Below are 21,011 nucleotides of genomic sequence, written 5' to 3'. Positions count from 1 at the left end.
AAGCCGAGACAAATCGACGCTGTATTAGTAGAGCGAATCATGAACTAGCGTTGTTTAAATATCAACCCAGTATGTGGATTTTAATGAGGCAAAAGGTGGTTTTTTTGTTACGATGGTGCAGATTTCTAAGTGATTTCATTTTCTTTGCCCAGTGTTTGGGCGTTACGATGGTGCCAACCTTGTATCGTGGTTCTATCCCGTAGAGAATGTTACTTCTATTGTTCGTTAAGCTATCAGGAGTGGAATAACCATGCCGTCTCGTAAACAACTTGCTAACGCCATACGTGCATTGAGTATGGATGCCGTACAAAAAGCTAACTCTGGTCACCCTGGTGCGCCAATGGGTATGGCGGATATCGCTGAAGTGCTATGGAATGATTTTTTAAAGCACAACCCAAACAATTCAAAATGGGTTGATCGCGACCGCTTTGTGTTGTCAAACGGCCATGGCTCTATGCTGATTTATTCTTTACTGCATCTATCCGGTTATAAATTGGCAATCGAAGATTTAAAACAGTTCCGTCAACTTCACTCTAAAACACCGGGTCACCCAGAATACGGTTACACCGATGGCGTAGAAACCACAACGGGTCCATTGGGCGCGGGTATTAGTAACGCTGTCGGTATGGCGCTTGCTGAGAAAACGTTAGCTGCGCAGTTTAACCGTGAAGGGCATACTGTCGTCGACCACAACACCTATTGCTTCCTTGGTGACGGTTGTTTGATGGAAGGTATTTCTCACGAGTCGGCTTCTCTTGCTGGAACGTTAGGTTTGGGCAAATTGGTTGCGTTTTGGGATGACAACGGTATTTCTATCGATGGTCATGTTGAGGGCTGGTTCACTGACAATACACCTCAGCGTTTTGAAGCCTACGGTTGGCATGTTATTGCTGATGTAGATGGGCATGATCCAGAAGCGATCAAAGCGGCGATTGAAGCGGCGAAAGCTGAAACAACTAAGCCAACTCTGATTTGCTGCAAAACCATTATCGGTTTTGGTTCGCCAAATAAATCTGGTAGTCATGATTGCCATGGCGCACCACTAGGCGATGCAGAAATTGCGGCTGCTCGTGAATTCCTTGGTTGGCCACATGCACCGTTCGAGATTCCTGCTGACGTTTATTCTGGTTGGGATGCGAAAGAAGCCGGTTCTGCTCGTGAAGCGCAGTGGAATGCTCAATTTGAAGCGTACAAAGCGGCTTACCCAGAATTGGCTGCTGAATTTGAACGTCGTGTTATTAAGGGTGAACTGCCTGCGGATTTCGAAGCCAAAGCACAAGCTTTCATTCAAGAAAGCCAAGACAAAGGTGAAAGCATCGCGAGCCGTAAAGCATCTCAGAATTCGATTGGTTTCTTTGGTGCAATGTTGCCAGAGTTGCTAGGTGGCTCTGCGGATCTTGCTGGTTCTAACTTGACGTTATGGTCTGGTTCAAAAGGTATTCAAGACGATCCTGCGGGCAACTATGTTTTCTATGGTGTTCGTGAGTTTGGTATGAGCGGTATCATGAATGGTGCTTCTTTGCATGGTGGTTTTATTAACTACGGTGCGACCTTTATGATGTTTATGGAATATGCCCGTAACGCGGTTCGTATGTCTGCTTTGATGGGCATTCAAAACGTATTTGTTTACACGCACGATTCTATTGGTCAAGGCGAAGACGGTCCAACGCATCAACCTATTGAGCAGTTAGCGAATTTGCGTATGACACCAAATATGTCTGTATGGCGTCCATGTGATGCGGCGGAAACAGCGATTGCTTGGAAAGCCGGTATTGAACGTCGTACTGGCCCAACGTCTTTGGTATTCTCTCGCCAAGGTTTGCCTGCGCAAGCGCGTGATGCACAGCAATTAGCTAACGCAGCGAAAGGTGGCTACGTGCTGAAAGATTGCACTGGTACACCTGATCTTATCTTGATTGCTACAGGTTCTGAAGTAGGCCTAGCAATGGATTCTGCTGAAGCGCTAACAGCGAAAGGCAAGAAAGTGCGTGTGGTTTCTATGCCATCTACGGATGTCTTTGATGCCCAAGACGCCGCGTACAAAGAATCTGTATTACCAAGTAGCGTAACTAAGCGCGTTTCTATCGAAGCGGCTCATACTGATTACTGGTACAAATACGTTGGTTTCGAAGGCGCTATGGTGGGGATGACTACTTTTGGTGAGTCGGCTCCTGGTGGCGATCTTATGAAACACTTCGGCTTTACAGTAGACAATGTGGTTGCGACTGCTGAGAAAATTCTAGCTGCGTAATCTGGTGCTTGATAAGAAAAGAGGTATACGTTTGTATGCCTCTTTTTCCTTTTATGAAGGTGGAAGGTGGTGATTTTTGATCACTTTCTTTGCGATGAAGTAGTAGGAATATGTTGCGAGTCGCTATAAATGGTTATGGTCGTATCGGGCGTTCGGTATTACGAGCTCTGTATGAAAACGGCTACCGCGATCACATTCAAGTGGTTGCTATTAATGAATTGTCCGATATTGAGACAATCAGTTATCTTACTCGCTATGACACGACTCATGGCCGATTCCCTAAGCCTGTTTCGACCCAAGGCAATGCCTTGCTTATAGGTGACGATAGCATTTTATGTTTTTCTCGTGCGACTCCTGATAAGTTGGATTGGTCGTCTCTTGAACTGGATATGGTGTTGGAGTGTTCAGGCAGTTTTTCCAGTCGAGAAGGCGCGCAAGCCTATCTAAATGCAGGTGTTCCCAGAATGTTGCTATCCCAGCCTGCGGCGGCGGATGTGGATTCGACTATTGTGTATGGTTTTAATCATCAGGACATTCAGGCAAATCAAAGCATTGTGTCAGCGGCATCTTGTACGACGAATTGTTTGATTCCGGTTTTGGATGTGGTGAAGCAGTTTGCAGGTGTGGCACATGGTATGACGCAGACTATCCACTCGGCGATGAATGATCAGCCAGTGATTGACGGTTACCACACTAAGGATTTACGTCTAACCCGTGCAGCGTTGAGCTCTATTATTCCAGTTGATACAGGGTTAGCGAAGGGGATTACACGGATGATGCCAGAACTTGACGGAAAGTTGGGTTGTAATGCGGTACGTGTGCCAACATTAAATGTCTCTGTAATTGATTTAGTTTTGCGTACAGAGCGGAATGTGACTGTAGAACAAATAAATACCCAGTTAGAACATGCTGCAAATTCAAAATATGCAGGATTGATGGGGTTTACCAAAGAAGCGCATGCGTCTGTGGATTTTAATCATGATCCACGTTCGGTAATTATAGATAGTACACAAACCCAAGTAATTGATCAGCGAATGGTGAAGTTACTGTGTTGGTTTGATAATGAATGGGGCTACGCTAACCGTATGTTGGATGTGGCTAAGCATTGGGCAGGTGTGATTGAACAATCAAATTTGGATTGAGACATCAGAAGTTTAAACGACGAGGACATCGTACATGACTGTAATTAATATGAAAGACGTGGATCTGAAGAACAAAAGAGTATTGATCCGTGAAGATCTTAACGTACCTGTTAAAGATGGCAAAGTGACGAGCGATGCTCGTATTCGTGCCGCCTTACCAACTATTAAGTTGGCGTTAGCCGCTGGTGCAAAAGTTATGGTGATGTCTCACCTTGGTCGTCCCACAGAAGGGCAGTACGAAGAAGAGTTTTCTCTTCAACCAGTTGCGACACATATTGCTGGTTTGCTAGGACAAGACGTGCCTTTAGTAAAAGATTGGTTGGACGGTGTTGAAGTTGAATCTGGTCAACTTGTTTTGGTTGAAAACGTACGTTTTAACCCAGGTGAGAAAAAAGACGACGAAGTCTTGTCTAAAAAAATGGCGGCTTTGTGTGATGTATTTGTGATGGATGCATTTGGTACGGCACACCGTGCTCAAGCTTCTACTCATGGTGTTGCGAAGTTTGCCCCGATTGCTTGTGCGGGCCCATTGTTGTCTGCTGAACTTGAAGCTTTGGAAAAAGCGTTGGCGAAACCAGCTCGTCCAATGGCGGCGATTGTTGGTGGTTCAAAAGTATCTACCAAGCTGACGGTGTTGGAATCTTTGTCTGATAAGGTGGATCAATTGATTGTTGGTGGTGGTATCGCGAATACTTTCCTCGCAGCGGCAGGCTTTCCAGTGGGCAAGTCTTTGTACGAAGAAGATTTGATCCCTCAGGCAAAAGCCTTGATGGCAAAAACCAGTATTCCATTGCCTGAAGATGTTGTGGTGGCGACTGCTTTTGCTCATGATGCCGTTGCGACGGTCAAAGATGCAGCAAATGTTGGCCCAGACGATATGATTCTGGATATTGGGCCTAAGGCAGCGGCGGCGTTCGCTGCATTGCTAGAAGAGTCTCAAACCATAATCTGGAATGGTCCGGTAGGCGTATTCGAATTTGATCAGTTCGGTGGCGGTACGAAAGCGCTTGCGATGGCGATTGCGAACAGCAAAGGTTTTTCTATTGCTGGCGGTGGAGATACGTTAGCGGCGGTTGATAAGTATGATATTGCGGATCAAGTCTCTTATATTTCAACGGGGGGCGGTGCATTTTTGGAATTTGTTGAAGGAAAAGTGTTGCCAGCGGTTGCGATGTTAGAGTCTCGCGCGCAAAATTAGTATCAAAGAATGACAAAGATCGTTCTAAAGCACTTTATAAGAAATAAAAAGGCGTAAAGCCTATTTCGTTAACATCGGTGTAAGCATAGTGTTAGTTGTGCTGAAAGCGGTGTTAGTGAAAAACAAAACTAGAGAGTGACCTACTCGGCGTGAGTCGGGTATGACAATAACGATAAGGCGTAAGCCACATGGCCTGTCATTGACTGTGCCATGATTACAAGATTATAGAGTTACCTAACACCATAACTCTGTTCGTTATAAATAGAATATAAGACAAATTGTCAGAGGAAATCTTTTATGCCTTTAATTAGTATGCGTCAATTGCTCGATCATGCAGCAGAACACAGCTATGGTTTGCCTGCCTTCAATGTGAATAACATGGAGCAAGTTAAAGCCATTATGGAAGCCGCTCACGAAGTGAATTCTCCCGTTATCATGCAAGCATCTGCTGGTGCCCGCAAATACGCAGGCTCCCACTTCTTACGTCACTTGATTGCTGCGGCGATTGAGGATTACCCACATATTCCAGTGGTTATGCACCAGGATCATGGTACGTCTCCCGCAATCTGTCAGCGATCTATTCAGCTTGGTTTTTCGTCTGTCATGATGGATGGGTCTTTGATGGCTGACGGCAAAACGCCTGCTACTTATGATTACAATGTTGATGTGACTCGTCGCACTGTTGAATTCGCACACGCATGTGGCGTATCCGTAGAAGGTGAGTTGGGTGTGTTGGGGTCTCTAGAAACAGGTCAGGCCGGTGAAGAAGACGGTGTTGGCGCTGAAGGTATATTGTCTCATGATCAAATGCTGACAGACCCACAAGAGGCTGTGGACTTTGTGAATGCAACAGGTATTGATGCATTGGCGGTAGCAATTGGTACCAGTCATGGTGCGTACAAATTTACTCGTCCGCCTACTGGTGACATTCTTGATATCGAGCGTATTGCAAGAATCGTTGAGTTACTTCCAAACACGCATATCGTGTTGCACGGATCGTCTTCGGTTCCTCAAGATTGGTTGTCTATCATCAATGAGTTTGGTGGTGATATTCCTGAGACTTACGGTGTTCCAGTAGATGAAATTGTTAAAGCGATTCGTTACGGCGTTCGTAAAGTGAATATTGATACGGATTTACGTTTGGCTGCAACAGGCGCGATTCGTCGTAGCTTAGCGGAACACAAAGGCAACTTTGATCCACGTAAATACTTAACAGAAAGCATCAAGGCCATGAAAGCGGTTTGTATTGACCGTTATGAGGCATTTGGTTGCGCAGGCCAGGCTTCTCGTATTCATACAATGGATCTGGAAGAGATGGCTGTACGCTACGAGCGTGGCGAATACGCTAATGGTCGTGTTTTTTAAACACTACTGTGTTTAAAAAGTGGTGAGTACATAGGGTAAGGGAAATCTTTTTTTAAGTTTTTTGCTAAAAACATAAAAAAACTATTGACCGGAAAATTCAATTACCTATAATGCTCGCCATTCCTTGCGGGAGTGGTGGAATTGGTAGACACGCTGGATTTAGGTTCCAGTGCTTCACGGCGTGAGAGTTCGAGTCTCTCCTTCCGCACCAAATTTAAAAAAAAGCTGACTTTATGTCAGCTTTTTTTTTGCCTTATTTATACCTGCCGTTATTTTTAAGCGAGTAGCAGCTCACTTTTCTTCGCTAAATAATTCTATTAAACGCGCATTTATCATAATGAAGCGTATTTTCTTGTTCCTGTTATCACCAAAGTTCGTTAATTTGGTTAGAATAATTCTTTCTATGATGTTTCATCGGGTTCGGTAATGCGAAGATTTCGTTTTTTTTTAACATGGATTGTTCTAAGCTGTTGCGCTTCAAGCGTGCAAGCTGCAAATATTGCGCTTGACCTCATGGACAGTCAGGAATTTTATCAGCTGATGCCGAGGCAGGGTCCTTTGGCTGAACAGTTCACTACGATTGTTAACTCTCCTCCTAATCCGATGCGCATTTCTCAAACGCGAGCAGTACGTATCGCGTTATTGCTATTTGGTGATATGAACTCTCTCGAGAACAGATCCCTTTTAGTGACATTTCGAAAGCGAATGCGTGAACTTAATGTCGATTATCGTTTAGATACCTATAATGATAGTTTTGATTCTGAGGGTGATTTAACCGCGTATTTCAAAATGGCCGATGCTCAGCCTGATTATATTGTTATGACCAAGTTAGGTTCGGTTCAACGTCGTTTTTTGGAGCGTTTTTTACGTTCGGGCAAACCCAAAGTTATTTTGTACGACTTTGCTTCTCCGCTTACTCATTGGAGAAATCATCCGCCATTAATGTACATAGGCTTTGATCAGAAAAAGGCCACTATTATGCTGGCGAGTTACCTAGAGCGGCAGTTGCCTGAGGGGATAAAGATCTCTGCATTGGTTTTGCCAACAGGCTATCTTGGCCACACGCGTTGTGACTTATTTCTAGATGAGATGACGAAGTATAATCGTCACATTGATCGTATTAGAGCGGTATCCGATGATAAAAATAGCGCCTATGATGCGACTCAAATATTACTGAAAAACAATCCACCCGATTTTATTTTTAGCTGCTCGCAGAATATTTCTGAGGGGGTAGTTTCTGCATTACAAGCAGAGGGGGTTGGCTCGAAAATACAAACCAATGCGTGGGGATTATCAGCGAATGGCATGGCTGGTTTAAAAAGTCGCAAGCTCAAGGCAAGTGTTCTTTTTATGAAAGATGATCTTTCTATTGCAGTAGCAGAAGCGATTAAGTTAGACCTTGAAGGACGAAATATGCCAAGTCTTTATGTTGCTAATTCTTCGCTTGTACCCGCTGAATTAGATTCAGAAAGTTTACGCTTGATGGTACAGCAAGCTCATCACTATTCGGTGGAACTATGGCAGAAGTAGAGATTAGTTTACAACATCGATTACGCCTTAAAGTATTCATATTGGCTGCGGCTGTTTTTGTCGTCGTGACCGCTATGACTTTATATTTTATTGAGGTATTAAATCAGAGTGCAGAGAAAAAAAACTTGGCATTAAAGCATCGTGTTGTTGAGCAAGCTTTCAATGGCTATTTGGCGCGTGCTGAAGATGAAATGAAGTTTATTGGCCAAGATCTTTCCTTGAGTAATTATGCGGCTGGCCGCGAATTAGATTTGCTATTTAGTCACCATGAAGTACTTTTTTTTGGGGGGTTGGATTTTTTCTATATTGAATGGCGAGATGGCAAGCATGCGATGGATCCTAGAGCTCGGTTGTTCACCAAAGTGGATTTGCAATCTATTTTGGGGGAAGGGCTTATTAATCGTTGGACATCAATCGTAACGAAAGACGATTCCATTTTGCTGATGTTTAAAAAACAGCTTTTTTCAGACGACCAAGAAAATATCGGCTTTTTGTATGGTTTTATTTCTTTAAACGACAATTTAACTTTGGCTAATGAGTTGCTTGAGAGCGCTCAAGTTAGCGCGGTTCGAATTCATGATAATGAAAATGATCGAACCTTGCTTGAAGAGCATAAAGTTGGTGTAGACATGTCTGGAGAGGCATTACACTCTCGCTTACCTTTGATATCGCCTATTCAGGGCGATCTGCAGTTAGATATTATCCAGAAACATGCTTTCTCTTCAGCGGTGGTGACCAAGGCATTACCTCTAATCGCTGGTATTGCCGCTGTTTTATTGTGCTCTTGGTTTTTATTATTCCGTCAAATTAGGGAGTTGATTTTTCAGCCTCTTGAATCGATTGCCTTTCGTAACGAAGATACTTTACTGCCTTATAGTGAGTTGTTGCCTATACAGCGGCAAAGCCAACAATATAAAGCCTTTATTGAATCAAAAGAGCATAGATTCAAGCTGCTTACTGAATCAATACACAGCGCAATTATTTTTTGTACTGAAGTAGCAGAAGTTGAATTAATTAACGAGGAGGCTAAGAGTCTTTTTCCTGATGTGGATAAAGCTCGAACACTTTTTGATTTTATGCCGATCTCGTGTCATCAATCGATCCAAGAGGCGTTAAAAGGTGAAGTCGGTGTGTCTTTTGATTTGACTATCAATAGTTTAGGCCGAATTTATCAATGGAAAGCGTATTCATTTAAGAATGAAAGTGACTATCGGGGCTTGTTGTTGGTGGGGCAAAACGTCACTCAAGAAACCAGTTTGACCTGGCAGTTGAAACAGTTGCAGCCATTGTCTTTTGCTTTGCAAAAGAAGGTAGATGTGGATGCTATTTTAAATGAGCTTATGTACCTGTCTGTTTTGCCTGGCCATATTGATAGTAAGCACTTGCAAGGGTGGCTTGGGTTACTTATCTCGGTCTTAGATGATATTGGTAGCGTAGAAGATAGCGTGTCCTACATGGCAATTGGAGATGTTTTTTGCCAAGAAAGCGCTCGGGTTATGGCCGCAATGGGGGTTGAGGCGAATCGAACGTTATTAGATTGTACAGTCGAGTCTGGCAAAAGAACCGTGGCGGTGGACGCTAACTTCAGAGGCCTTATTCGTGTCTTGTTTATGATGGTTATGTCGAATGATATGGCCGAACGCCGATTAACGATTCGATTCGATGATTTAGGGCTTGAAATGGTCGCCATGCATGATATGACGTTCAGGCCTTTGTTTCACTGGATGATTAAGATGTTATTGGCGAACTTGGGTGGTCAACAAAAAACCTTACAAAATAATGCCATGCAGATTAATTTGACAGTAGAGGGGCTTGAAGCAACACCCTCATTCAAGCCACTAGCACATAATAAAGTAGTAGCTTGGGTCGCAAATGATTACCCAAACCCTCTCGCAATAAAAGCGGCTTTAGTACGACTTGGGTTACAAGTGGAAGAGTATGTCTCCACAGACAGTTTCTTTACTCAGTCCAGTGGCGTGGTGAAATTTGATGCGATATTGATTGGTTGTGATAAAGATGTTGCTGCGCAAGCGGATATGACACGTGCACTTAAACTTAAATACAATCGTGATGATCTGCCGATTGTTTGGCTTAATAGCACTTTGCCTATTGAGGTTGATCCACATGTCTTTACGCTGCAGGGGTGTTCTTTCGATTACAATTTACATCAAGTCTTAGTGAAAGCCTGTGAGTTAGAGAGTGTTATTCCTACTCATTCAAATGAACGGGATTTATCTTGGGTGATGGTGGGAGGGAGTCGTATTGCTAAGGCTATTTGGTATACCGAATTAGAAAAATATGACGTGACCACTCAATGGCTGGCGGATTTATCTAATTATCATGTGGTGCTGTCCTATCACCCAAATGCTGTCGTAGTATTGCTTGAGCCTCAGCCTAGGTCGCTTTTGTTATCTATTCAGGAAGTTTTTCCGACAAGTCGACTTTTTTCGGTACAACGGTGGCCTGAAATGCCGGATAATGTGGCGTTTTTCGATATGACATTGCCTTATTCTGGCGATCAAATACGACTTTTTACACAAAAAGTTATGCAACAAAATACAAACAGTAGGAGCAATGAATGAGCGTAATTGGATTAATTGGTGCCATGGATGAAGAAGTCGCGGTTATCAAAGAATGGATGACAGACGTCCGAGAACAGACCCTTGCTGGTTGTGATTTTTTTGTTGGGCACTTTGAAGGTAAAGATGTTGTTCTGTTGAAATCGGGTATTGGCAAAGTAAATGCGGCGGTTTCAACGACGTTATTGTTGTCTCAATTTAAACCGGAATATGTCATCAATATTGGTTCAGCTGGCGGTTTTGATCCTGAATTACAGGTTGGCGATGTCGTGATTTCAGATCAAGTGGTTCATCACGATGTGGATGTAACCGCTTTTGGTTATGTAATGGGACAAGTTCCAAATATGCCAGCAACTTATGTGGCCAATGAAGCGCTCGTGAGTAAAGCAAAGCAAGCATTGCAGGCTGTCACTCAAGTACAAGCAAAAGTAGGTTTGATCGGAACGGGCGATAGCTTCATGAATGATCCTGTTCGAGTGGAAGCCGTTAGAGTTATTTTTCCTGAATTGGTGGCTGTTGAAATGGAAGCCGCGGCGGTATCTCAAGTGTGCTTCAAATTTGGAACCCCGTTTGTCGTAGTACGTTCTCTGTCTGATATCGCTGGTAAAGAATCACCTCAAAGCTTTGAAGAATACCTTAAAGTAGCGGCTGAAAACTCGTCTCTGATGATTCAACAAATGCTGAAAGGCAGCTAAATAATGCCATTGAAAAAGGGCTATATTGTTGCAATTTGCTTGGTAACTGGCTGGCCCTTAGCCGCTTTGTCTGCAGAAAACGCTGATAATACGAATAGTCAAACAACGAACAATGAGTCTTTAGAAGCTACGGGTGAGGATGAAGCGGGGGAGACTGGCTGGTTGATAGGATCGCACGAAACCGTGTCTAAAAAAATCGGCAGTTGGTCAACAAATATCGATTCTTTTTTGTCTGGTAGACCAAGCAATCAACAATCTGATAGCTCTATTCAAATCCGTTTTGGTTCGGTTCTTAGTAAAGATAAGGGGGAGCGAACTGGCTTTTTTGATTTTAATGCTCAATTGAAATTACCGAATACCCAAGACCGGCTGCGCTTGATTGTAGAATCTGACTCAGACTCGTTAGCACCTGAAAGTTTGCGGGGCGAGTCTTCGCAACAAAATAATGTGGTTAACTCTGCCCTTAAATCGAGTATCTCTGCAGCGGTACGTTACATAAAAGAGGATATAGGAATGGATGTTGATGCGGGTATCCGAGTCGATTTTCCTTTAGATCCTTTCTTGAGAATTCGCTTAAAGCAAGGGCAAACTTTAGATCGCTTTGATTGGTGGCAGAAGCAAGAAGCGTTTGCCTATTACTCTAAAGGTATTGGTGCTCGCTACGGAATTGGATTGGGTTATGCCATTTCGCCTCCATTAAGCTTTACTACAGACTTTAGTGTGACTTGGCTTGATAAGGAGGGGATGTTTTACGCCCGTGAAAACTTTGCTTTTCAACATGGGATAAATAAAAAAAATCGCCTAGGCTACCAATTGAGCTTTCTTCAGTCTGGAGAACACTCGATTGAGCCTGATAGTTTTTTATACAACATACAATATGAACGCCTTCTATACAAAGATTGGCTCATTGGTCAGGTTAAACCTCAGTTTACTCATGAAGCTGATGATGATTATCACGGCACATTTTCGTTGACCCTGTCTTTAGCTATTTTGCTTGGACCAGAATATCTTCATTAGTTGCCCCCTTTATTTTTTGAATTGTTTGCATGTGATTAGATTTGTATACGGGGAACTCGTATAATGCCGCGCTCTATCAGTATCTATCGCTTTCAAGAGAATCAGCCATGAGACCGGATCAAATCCAACCAGAAATGTATGAAAAGCAGCTGCAAGATAAACAAGCTGAATTAGCCAAATTAATGGCGACTTTGTCATTGCCTGAGATGGAAGTATTCGCGAGTCAGCCTTCTCATTATCGTATGCGGGCTGAGTTCCGAATTTGGCATGATGGTGATGATTTATATTATGCGATGTTTGATTCTGCCGACCCAAGAACACCGATTCGTACTGATCAATTTCTCGCGGCATCGAGCCTTATTAATGAGCTGATGCCAAAACTTCTGGATGCGGTTCGAGATATTCCAGTCTTGCGCTACAAATTATTCCAAGTGGATTTTCTAACCACGACAACGGGCGAAGCGCTAATTAGTTTGCTTTACCATAAGCCGATTGATGATGAATGGAATGCCGCTGTTCAAGAGTTAAATAACGCTTTTCCTGCTTGTCACTTTATTGGCCGTAGCCGTAAGAAGAAGCAAATTATCACTCGTGATTTTGTGATGGAGACGTTAACGGTAAACGGTGAAAAATTTCATTACCAACAAGTAGAAAATAGCTTTACGCAGCCTAATGCTGGTATCAGTGAAAAAATGTTGGAGTGGGCGTTGGATGTGACGAAAAACGCATCGGGTGATTTGCTAGAAATGTACTGTGGCAATGGTAATTTTTCTATTCCATTAGCTCGTCGTTTTGACCGCGTGGTTGCGACCGAAATCTCCAAAGTGTCGGTAAACTCTGCCCAGCTAAATATTGCTATCAACGGAATGCATAATGTTCAAGTGGTCAAAATGGCCAGTGAAGATGTATCCGCAGCGTTGAATGGTGATTCTGAGTTGCCTAAAAGTTTGGTTCAGGCTGGTGTGAGCGAATTGACGCCCTCCGTTGTTTTGGTTGATCCTCCGCGAGCAGGCCTAGACGATGCAACGGTAGAGCTCATACGTAAAATAGATTCTATTCTGTATATTTCCTGTAATCCTGAAACATTAAAGGCGAATTTAGAAGCTTTATCGAGCACTCACGAAGTGGTTCGATATGCGATGTTTGACCAGTTTCCTTATACGCATCATGTGGAAACTGGCGTTTTCTTAGAGCGTAAGGCTAATTCCTAAAATAAAAGAAGAGGCCTCACAGCCTCTTTTTTTTATATTGAGACAGTGTGACTCATTTTTTTGAAGACGTTTAGATTGTACTAGTATCAATATTTTGTATGAGTTTCACTCTTATCATAATGAAAGACATTCTTGTATCTTGAATACGACAAAGAATGTTCTGTGGTAACATATGCGCATACATTTCCCCCACCATAATAGAGAAGTCGAACGAGCCATGAGCAACAACTCACTAGACAAAGGCAAAATCAAAATTTTGTTATTAGAAGGCGTTCATCAATCTGCATTGGACGCATTGAATGACGCTGGTTACACCAACATTGAATATCATAAGACAGCATTAGCGGAAGATGAGTTGATCGAAAAGATCTCGGAAGCGCACTTCATTGGTATTCGTTCTCGTACTCAGTTGACTGAAAAAGTCTTAGCGCATGCTAATAAGCTGGTTGCTATTGGTTGTTTCTGCATCGGTACAAACCAAGTTGATTTAGATGCGGCAAGCGAAAAAGGCATTGTGGTATTTAATGCGCCTTACTCTAATACTCGAAGTGTTGCTGAGTTGGTGTTGGGTCAATTAATTCTATTGCTTCGCGGCATTCCTGCGAAAAACGCGGCATGTCATCGCGGTGGTTGGATTAAGTCTGCTGTAGGGTCTTTCGAAACTCGTGGTAAGCGTTTAGGTATTATTGGTTACGGAAGTATTGGCACTCAATTGAGCGTTTTGGCGGAATCCTTAGGCATGGAAGTATGCTTTTACGATATCGTCACCAAGTTACCTTTGGGTAATGCACGTCAAATTAAGAGCCTGAAAGAATTGCTGTCTACCAGCGATATTATTAGCTTGCATGTGCCAGAAACGAATTCCACTAAGATGATGATTGGTGCGAAAGAAGTTTCACAGATGAAGCAAGGCTCTATCTTTATTAACGCTTCGCGCGGTACTGTCGCTGATCTAGATGCTGTGGCAGAAGCGATTAAAACAGGCGCTTTGGGTGGCGCTGCAGTCGATGTATTCCCTGTTGAGCCCAAAGGCAATGACGAAGAGTTTGTTTCTCCACTTCGTGGTTTGGACAATGTGATTCTAACGCCTCATATCGGCGGTAGCACAATGGAAGCGCAAGAGAACATTGGTATTGAAGTGGCTGATAAGCTGGTTAAATACTCTGATGTTGGTACAACAATCGCAGCGGTTAACTTCCCTGAAGTGGCACTACCAGCTCAAGCGAACAACCATCGTATTCTTCATATTCATGAAAACCGCCCAGGTGTACTTTCTAAGATCAACGCGATCTTCTCTGAGAACAACATCAATATCACGGGTCAGTACCTTCGTACTACGGAGAAGCTTGGCTACATGGTAATGGACGTAGATGCAGAAGAAGGCGAATTAGCGCTTGAGAAAGTGAAAGAAGTCGAAGGAACCGTTAAAGCACGCGTTTTGTTTTAAACTTTTACTTTGTATTCTTAATAAAAAATCCAGCTACGGCTGGATTTTTTGTTTCTGTGACTTTTCATTTTGGATGAGAATTCAGCCTTGGGAGTTAGCTAATTCCTAAGGTTGTCGTGATGTCTTGAATCTTCTGTTTGATGTTGTTTGTCACGCCTGTCATAAATTCTTCCGATTCGTTTGCTTGCTCTCTGACTTTTACCACAGCACTATTTAGCTTATTCATGCCCAATTTTTGCTCCGCAGCATAGCCTGTTGCCTTTTTCGCCAAGTGACTCGATTGTTTAGACTTTTCGAGAATATCTTGAGCGGACTGTCCGAGCGCGTGGGTTAAGTCTATTTGCTCGATCGAAGCCGTTTCAATCAGTTCGATATTCTGGGTAAGTTTATCTGTCGCCGATGTAAGAAGAGAGAAAATCTTAGTGATCTCTTCTAGGGATTGTTGGGTTCGGGTTGAAAGGGTTCTTACCTCAGAGGCGACGACAGCAAAACCACGGCCATGTTCACCTGCTCGTGCGGCTTCAATGGCAGCGTTTAGTGCGAGTAAATTGGTTTGCTCCGAAATGTCTTTGATACCACCAACAATAGACGATGCGCTAGACACGGATGAGTTTAAACTGGTTAATGCCTTTTTACTGCTACTGAGTCGATCCACCGTTGTTTGATTCGCGGCGGCTAACGAAGCGGCTTGTTTCACGCTATGCGTCATCGCGGTATTGGTATCGGTAGCATAACTTGCTACTTCTTGAGCACGCACTTCTGCTTTGCCTGCAAGGGTCTCTACTTGATTCGACATGTTAAGCGTATCATCCAGTTCTTGTCGCGATGCTGAGCTCAGTTCGCGTACTTGTCCAAAAGCATTGAGCATGTCATTGAGTGATGTCGAAATGTTACTGAGCTCGGTATCCCGTTGCTGGCGTTGCACAGCTATTTGTTCTAGGTAGCGATTTAAATAGTGTGCTACGTCCGACAGTTCATTTTTATTCTTTCCGACTTTGAGAGAGTTGATGTTTTGATGTTCAACCAAGTCTTTTACCGCTGCGTATAAGTCTCTAGCACTTTTTACAACGACTCTATTTTGAAATATATGCACTGAAATAGTGGTTAATATCATCAGGATGACAAAGATAGAAAATGCGATCAAGGTTTGTTGTTGAGTCTCTTGAGCACTTTTCTGAATGTCTTCAGTGCCTGCTTTTAAAATGTCTTCAAGTTGGCTAATTAATGACCGAATTTTGTTTTGTGCGGTTAGAGCTTGTTGGATATTGATAAGGCTAGAATCAACGTCTTTTAGATAGCGGCTTGACCAAGTATGAAGTTCGCTTTTGGTTTCTTCGAGAGGATCGTCTACTTCGGTTGCGTCTTCTACGTCGCTTGCCCATCCCATTAATGACGCCAAGTCATCAGCTGAGTCAGTATCTTGTTCTTCATTCAGTTCTAGAATGGGGAGTGTATTAAAGTCAGCGATATGAGATTGAAATGTTGCAATAGATTGAACTAAGCGCTGTTTATTGTCCGCTGTGTTTTTGGCAAGATAGTTATCTTTTGCGTCACTCATATTCGCAAGGTCTGCGTACAGTAAAGCTTGGCTTGCTAAGTAAGCTGCGGCGGATTGCATATCATGCAGTGATTGAAATTGTGCAATCTTATCCGACAGGGTATTTAGTGATAACAAGGTTTGCCTTTCATTGTTTTCGATCAAAGCATAGGGATTTCCAGATAGCTTTCCTGCCGCTCTAACGTCAGATTGAAGGCTCTTTTCTATTTCAATTAATTGGTTGTTAATTGGGTCTTTGATCGTATCGGGAAGTGAGCTAAGTGCGGGGCGAATCTGTTTCGCGATGAATTCCTGTGAAGATTGGAGCGCGGATGCTTCCCCTGACGATAAATAGCCTTCAATTTTCTGCTTTAAATTAATAGAAGAATATTCCCAAACTTGTGTGTAGGCGTCACTTTGCTCAAAGGCGCTGCGAAATTTCATTAAACTCCAAAGGAGCAGGGCGACAAGCATGACCGCAATAACCAGGTAGCTTGCGGTTGTTGTGCGTGTGACATGGGATATTTTCAATTCAGAACCTACTTTAATTTACATAAAACGACGAATACGACTACCTTAATATGTGTATGTGACAAAAATGTGACTTACGCTGTGTGTGATATACGAAGCAGAGAGTGTACTAAATCTAACGAATTGACCAAAAACGACATATCTTTGTCTTTTTGCGCATCAATTGGTGTAATTTCTGTCCAATTGGAAAAAAAACCTTCCATGGTCACTTTTTCGTCATTATTTTGTATTAGATTAAAAAAGAAATTAAACGATCGTTTAATTAAAAGAGTGTTTTGGCTGTTAAGCCGCTTTTTCTTGAAATAGCAATTAATCATAAAATATAAAGGAGCTCAAGAATGACCCTTTCCCGTCGCCAATTCGTGAAAGGCGCCTCTATCGCAGGTGCTGTTGCCGCTACCCCATTTTCGATTAACAAAGCCATTGCGGCTAATAAAGAGCTACGTATTTATGCGTGGGCTGGTTATATAACTGATGAAATGTTAGCGGACTTTAAAGCCAAAACTGGTATTAACGCGACGTTTACACCATACGGTACCAATGATGAGTTGATGAACTCTTTGCGTGCTACGGATGGAACCGGCTTCGATATTATTATGCCGACAGTTGACCGTGTCCCAGGTTATGTTGATTACGATTTAGTGCAGCCGCTTGATGTGAAAAGAGTTAATTGGGATGGCTGCTTGGAGAGCGCTTTATCCGGATCGGATGTTGGCGGGATCGTAAATGGTAAGCGTTACTTCGCCCCATCTGATTGGGGGACCGAGGCAATTGCTTACAATAAAAATGATGCAAAAATCAGTAAAGAGCTAAGTTATGGTGACCTTTGGTTGCCAGAAAACGCGGGTGGTGTAACGGTTCGTGGTCACTCGGCTCTTGTCGGCATTGGTTTGTGGCTAGAAAAAGCGGGCAAACTTCCTTTCCCTTTATTGGATTCGTACAAAAACGAAAAAGCCATGCGTGCTAACTTTGATGTCATCTTAAAAGTAGCTGCCGAACATAAGGGCGCACTTGCTCAGTTCTGGTCTACAGAAAATGAAGCGCAAGGTGCATTTCGTACTAATGGCGCAATTATCGGTCAAACTTGGGACAGCACCGCATTTAAATTGCAATCAGAAGGCGAGCCTATTGCCTACGGCGCACCAAAAGAAGGTGCGTTGGCATGGATGGAAGGCTTTGTTATTCCTAAAAACGCCAATAACGTGGATTCAGTATATGAATTCATTAACTGGTATTACACGCCGGAAGCGGGCGCTATGTTTGTTAAGTCCACTGGTTATAACTCTACATCAAAAGGTGCGGATGCTTTATTACCAGCGGAAACTAAGCAGTTCTTCCAAGACTCTTACAGCGAGCAAGATCTCGCCAACCTATGGTGGTGGCCTATTCAGGAACCATGGTACGTTGCACTGCGTAACGAATACCAAGACCGTTACTTGTCTGCATAACCTCGAAGGCCCCTTGTGACTTTATGTCGCAAGGGGCTTTTTTGTATCGAGAAAAAATAACCAGCGAGAGAAATATGGATAGCAGTGTTCACTTAGATAATACCGTCATGCAATTCGGCGACTTTACCGCCATACAGAAAACCGATCTAACGATACAATCCGGAGAGTTTTTTAGTTTCTTAGGCCCTTCAGGTTGTGGCAAGACCACGATCCTAAACATGATTAGTGGCTTTATAGACCCAACACAGGGTGATATTAAAATTGGTGGTAAGAGCATGCGTGGCGTGCCGGCCAATAAACGTCCAACCTCGATGATTTTTCAAAACCTCGCACTTTTTCCTCTTATGACCGTGGCCGAAAATATTGAGTTCGGCTTAGAGGTTCGCGGTGTTTCGAAAAGTGAGCGCAAAAAAGCCTCGGACCGCTTGCTCGAATTGGTGGCCCTTGAAGGCAGTGGGGCAAAAAAAGTTTCTGAGTTATCCGGTGGCCAAAGACAGCGAATTGCTATTGCACGTGCATTAGCTGTAGAGCCGCAAGTTTTGTTATTGGATGAGCCATTATCCGCATTAGATTTGAAATTACGCCAGCATATGCGTACCGAGTTGAAAGCCATTCAGCGTAAAACAGGCATCACTTTCATCTATATTACTCATGACCAAGGCGAGGCGCTGACTATGTCAGACCGAGTGGCTGTTATGTCTGCAGGTCGCATTCAGCAAGTTGCTGATCCTATTACTTTATATAGAGATCCCCATACCGCATTTGTTGCCTCTTTTGTGGGTGAAAATAATGGCGTTTCAGGCAAAGTGATTGAAGCCAACTCTGATCTTGTCGTATTGGATTGTGGGCCACTGGGTAAGTTAGCAGGGCGCTCACAAGGCAACATTGCTATTGGCACTGATGCCACGCTTTTTATTCGCCCAGAGCACTTTAGATTACAAGCAGAAAATGGAATGCACACCTTAGGAGCGACTATCGATGAAGTTAATTTTGAGGGTGCGTATCTGACTTTAAATGCCAAAACGCCTGCCGACCAAGCTTTGTCTATTCAGCTTGGGACTCACCAGTACTCTGAATCGTTAAAAAAAGGCGCACCCGTTAGCCTTTCTTATAATGAGCGAGATGCCATTGTGATTGCCGGAGGCGACCATGTTTAGTCAACTGAAGTCGCGATTTGGTAGCGGATTGGCGGTTGGCATTATAGGTATGATTGCGATCTGGTTGATAGGCTTGGTAATTTTGCCGCAGATTTTGATGGTGGATTACTCATTTCGCCCGAATCTATTACCTGCTGACATAGGCGGGCCAAAAGACGTCTATTCACTGACAAATTATGAGACGCTGTTTAGCAATAAAATACACTTGGCCATTTTCTTCAAAACCATCTGGTCAAGCGTACTAGTAACGGGATTAACGTTAGTCGTTAGTTATCCTATTGCGTTTTACCTCGCGAAAGTCGCAACACCTCAAAAAGCGGCGCTCTGTTTGTTGTTGTTGATTATCCCGTTTTGGATCAATGAAATTCTGCGCACATTTTCTTGGTACATCATTCTTGCTTATAAAGGACCGCTGAATGCTCTATTACTAGGGCTGGGGCTTATTGATCGACCTATTCGGTTTTTATCTGGCGATGGCGGAGTGCTCATTGGTATGGTTTACGCCTACATCTTGTTTATGATCTTTCCTATATACAACGCGATTGAGAGCTTGGACACCAATCAGATTAAAGCGGCACGCAATTTGGGGGCAGGCTGGATTCGTACCCATTGGCGTGTGGTGATTCCGCATGCCAAGCCAGGTATTGCGACGGGCTGTATCATGACCTTTATGCTGGCGGCGGGTAGTTATGCAGTACCTGCTTTATTAGGTTCTCCCGGAAGTCGTTGGTTTACGCAAATTATTTATAATTGGTTCTTTGAGGGTGGGGATTGGAATCAAGGGGCTGCCTATGCCTTCTTGCTGTTAATTATCTGTATCGGTTTCATCGCTTTGGTGATGCGTATTTTTAAAGTAGGTTTGGGGGACATTGCAAAATGAAGTCTGAAACTATCATGCGCTTCGCCGTACGTTTTTATATTGGTGTATTTTTTGTCTATCTATTCACGCCGCTTATTATTATGGGGCTGGCAACATTTAACGATAGCCGTTTTCCTACTGTGTCGCCTTGGAAAGGGGCAACGCTCAAATGGTTTGAGGCGCTTGCTCAAGATGGTGCCATGTGGACCGCTTTATGGACAAGTGTTGTAGTAGCTGCTGGTGTATTGGCGGTTGCAGTGCCGATTGGTATTTGCTGTGCTTTGTTTTTATCAACAGTTCAGGGCAGAGGAAAAACCTTTTTGTATTCGTTGATGATGTCGCCGTTATTAACACCGGGTGTAATTGTGGGGATTTCGACACTTATCTTTTGGAAAGGGTTGTCGGTTAGTGGTGGTGTGTTCCTAACTGTGATTGCTCAGACTACTTTTATTGCTGCTTATGTCATGTTGATGGTGTTGGCTCGTTTGCAGCGATTTGATCGTACGCTTGAAAATGCAGCGTTAAGTTTGGGGGCAACTCAATGGCAAGCGTTCCGACGTATTCTTTTGCCTTATTTGAAGCCTGCAATTTTCTCGGCAGCAGCAATTGCTTTTTTACAATCGTTTGAAAACTATAACACGACGTTGTTTGTTAAAGGCTATGATACGACATTAACGGTTTACATTGCCTCTAAGGTAAGAACAGGGTTAACACCTGCGGTAAATGCGCTAGGGTTAGTGATGATTTCTGTCACCATCTTGTTAGCTGTTATTTACGAAGTGAAGCGTCGTCGAGAGCTTTCTATCAGTTCACCATAATATAGAGTGCTTTAATTGAGATTGAAAAGGCCATTATTTGTACGAATAATGGCCTTTTTTATGGTTTTTGTTTGTTTGGTGATCAGCTTTTGGGCTTGTAGCAAATAAATATGACAAATTTATAAAAAACCTCAGAAAAGGGTTGCACAAAATCTGTAGATCCTTAATATACGCCCTCGCTGACACGGACAAGGCTTCAGAGCAACGAAGACCAAGTTCAACTAAC

The 21,011-nt window shown here is 43.2% G+C and carries 15 protein-coding genes and 1 tRNA gene; 15 read left to right on the top strand and 1 reads right to left on the bottom strand.

Going from position 1 to position 21,011, the window contains the following annotated elements; genetic code table 11:
- The first annotated feature begins 250 nt into the window (after positions 1-250).
- The 11 genes from tkt (at position 251) to serA (ending at position 14,435) form a co-directional block, all read left to right on the top strand.
- Entirely contained in the window at positions 251-2,251 is a 2,001-nt protein-coding gene (tkt, locus tag AC2A4J_RS00080; protein WP_255827163.1) for a transketolase, read from the top strand.
- A gap of 110 nt (positions 2,252-2,361) precedes the next feature.
- The gene (locus AC2A4J_RS00075; RefSeq protein ID WP_255827162.1) at positions 2,362-3,393 is read left to right on the top strand and encodes a type I glyceraldehyde-3-phosphate dehydrogenase; all 1,032 of its coding nucleotides are present in this window, start codon (positions 2,362-2,364) and stop codon (positions 3,391-3,393) included.
- Between the two features lie 34 nt (positions 3,394-3,427).
- On the top strand, positions 3,428-4,591 hold the full coding sequence (locus tag AC2A4J_RS00070) for a phosphoglycerate kinase (protein ID WP_484174444.1): 1,164 nt from the start codon (positions 3,428-3,430) through the stop codon (positions 4,589-4,591).
- Positions 4,592-4,888: 297 nt separating this feature from the next.
- Positions 4,889-5,956, top strand: coding sequence for a class II fructose-bisphosphate aldolase (gene fba / locus AC2A4J_RS00065; RefSeq protein WP_255827160.1), 1,068 nt, complete (start codon positions 4,889-4,891; stop codon positions 5,954-5,956).
- A gap of 126 nt (positions 5,957-6,082) precedes the next feature.
- Positions 6,083-6,167, top strand: a tRNA-Leu gene (locus tag AC2A4J_RS00060).
- Between the two features lie 272 nt (positions 6,168-6,439).
- Positions 6,440-7,486, top strand: coding sequence for a substrate-binding domain-containing protein (locus AC2A4J_RS00055; protein ID WP_484174443.1), 1,047 nt, complete (start codon positions 6,440-6,442; stop codon positions 7,484-7,486).
- A complete protein-coding gene (locus AC2A4J_RS00050; RefSeq protein ID WP_484174442.1) occupies positions 7,474-10,068 on the top strand; it encodes a hypothetical protein in 2,595 nt (864 codons plus the stop codon). The genes AC2A4J_RS00055 and AC2A4J_RS00050 overlap by 13 nt, the downstream gene beginning before the upstream one ends.
- A complete protein-coding gene (gene mtnN, locus AC2A4J_RS00045) occupies positions 10,065-10,760 on the top strand; it encodes a 5'-methylthioadenosine/S-adenosylhomocysteine nucleosidase (RefSeq protein WP_484174441.1) in 696 nt (231 codons plus the stop codon). The genes AC2A4J_RS00050 and mtnN overlap by 4 nt, the downstream gene beginning before the upstream one ends.
- Positions 10,761-10,763: 3 nt before the next feature.
- Positions 10,764-11,777, top strand: a complete 1,014-nt coding sequence (locus AC2A4J_RS00040; RefSeq protein ID WP_484174440.1) for a hypothetical protein — start codon at positions 10,764-10,766, stop codon at positions 11,775-11,777.
- Positions 11,778-11,884: 107 nt separating this feature from the next.
- Positions 11,885-12,988: a tRNA (uridine(54)-C5)-methyltransferase TrmA gene (gene trmA / locus AC2A4J_RS00035; RefSeq protein WP_484174439.1), complete on the top strand. Its 1,104-nt coding sequence runs from the start codon at positions 11,885-11,887 to the stop codon at positions 12,986-12,988.
- A gap of 217 nt (positions 12,989-13,205) precedes the next feature.
- Complete coding sequence (gene serA, locus AC2A4J_RS00030; RefSeq protein WP_484174438.1) at positions 13,206-14,435, top strand: phosphoglycerate dehydrogenase; 1,230 nt, start codon at positions 13,206-13,208, stop codon at positions 14,433-14,435.
- A 94-nt stretch (positions 14,436-14,529) separates the two neighbouring features.
- Here serA and AC2A4J_RS00025 read toward each other — a convergent pair whose 3' ends face one another.
- Entirely contained in the window at positions 14,530-16,416 is a 1,887-nt protein-coding gene (locus AC2A4J_RS00025) for a methyl-accepting chemotaxis protein (RefSeq protein ID WP_484174437.1), read from the bottom strand.
- 425 nt (positions 16,417-16,841) lie between these two features.
- Here AC2A4J_RS00025 and AC2A4J_RS00020 point away from each other — a divergent pair, with 425 nt between their 5' ends.
- From AC2A4J_RS00020 to AC2A4J_RS00005, 4 genes are all read left to right on the top strand, one after another.
- Entirely contained in the window at positions 16,842-17,951 is a 1,110-nt protein-coding gene (locus AC2A4J_RS00020) for an extracellular solute-binding protein (protein WP_255827152.1), read from the top strand.
- A 74-nt stretch (positions 17,952-18,025) separates the two neighbouring features.
- Positions 18,026-19,108 (top strand): ABC transporter ATP-binding protein, encoded by a 1,083-nt coding sequence (locus AC2A4J_RS00015; protein WP_255827151.1) that lies wholly within the window; start codon positions 18,026-18,028, stop codon positions 19,106-19,108.
- Entirely contained in the window at positions 19,101-19,988 is an 888-nt protein-coding gene (locus AC2A4J_RS00010; RefSeq protein ID WP_114411459.1) for an ABC transporter permease, read from the top strand. The genes AC2A4J_RS00015 and AC2A4J_RS00010 overlap by 8 nt, the downstream gene beginning before the upstream one ends.
- Entirely contained in the window at positions 19,985-20,785 is an 801-nt protein-coding gene (locus AC2A4J_RS00005; RefSeq protein WP_484174436.1) for an ABC transporter permease, read from the top strand. The genes AC2A4J_RS00010 and AC2A4J_RS00005 overlap by 4 nt, the downstream gene beginning before the upstream one ends.
- Positions 20,786-21,011 lie beyond the last annotated feature (226 nt).

The organism is Marinomonas sp. ATLA20, from assembly GCF_057180105.1.
Note: the sequence above shows the minus strand (reverse complement) of the source record. Positions and strands in the feature narration are given on the sequence as shown.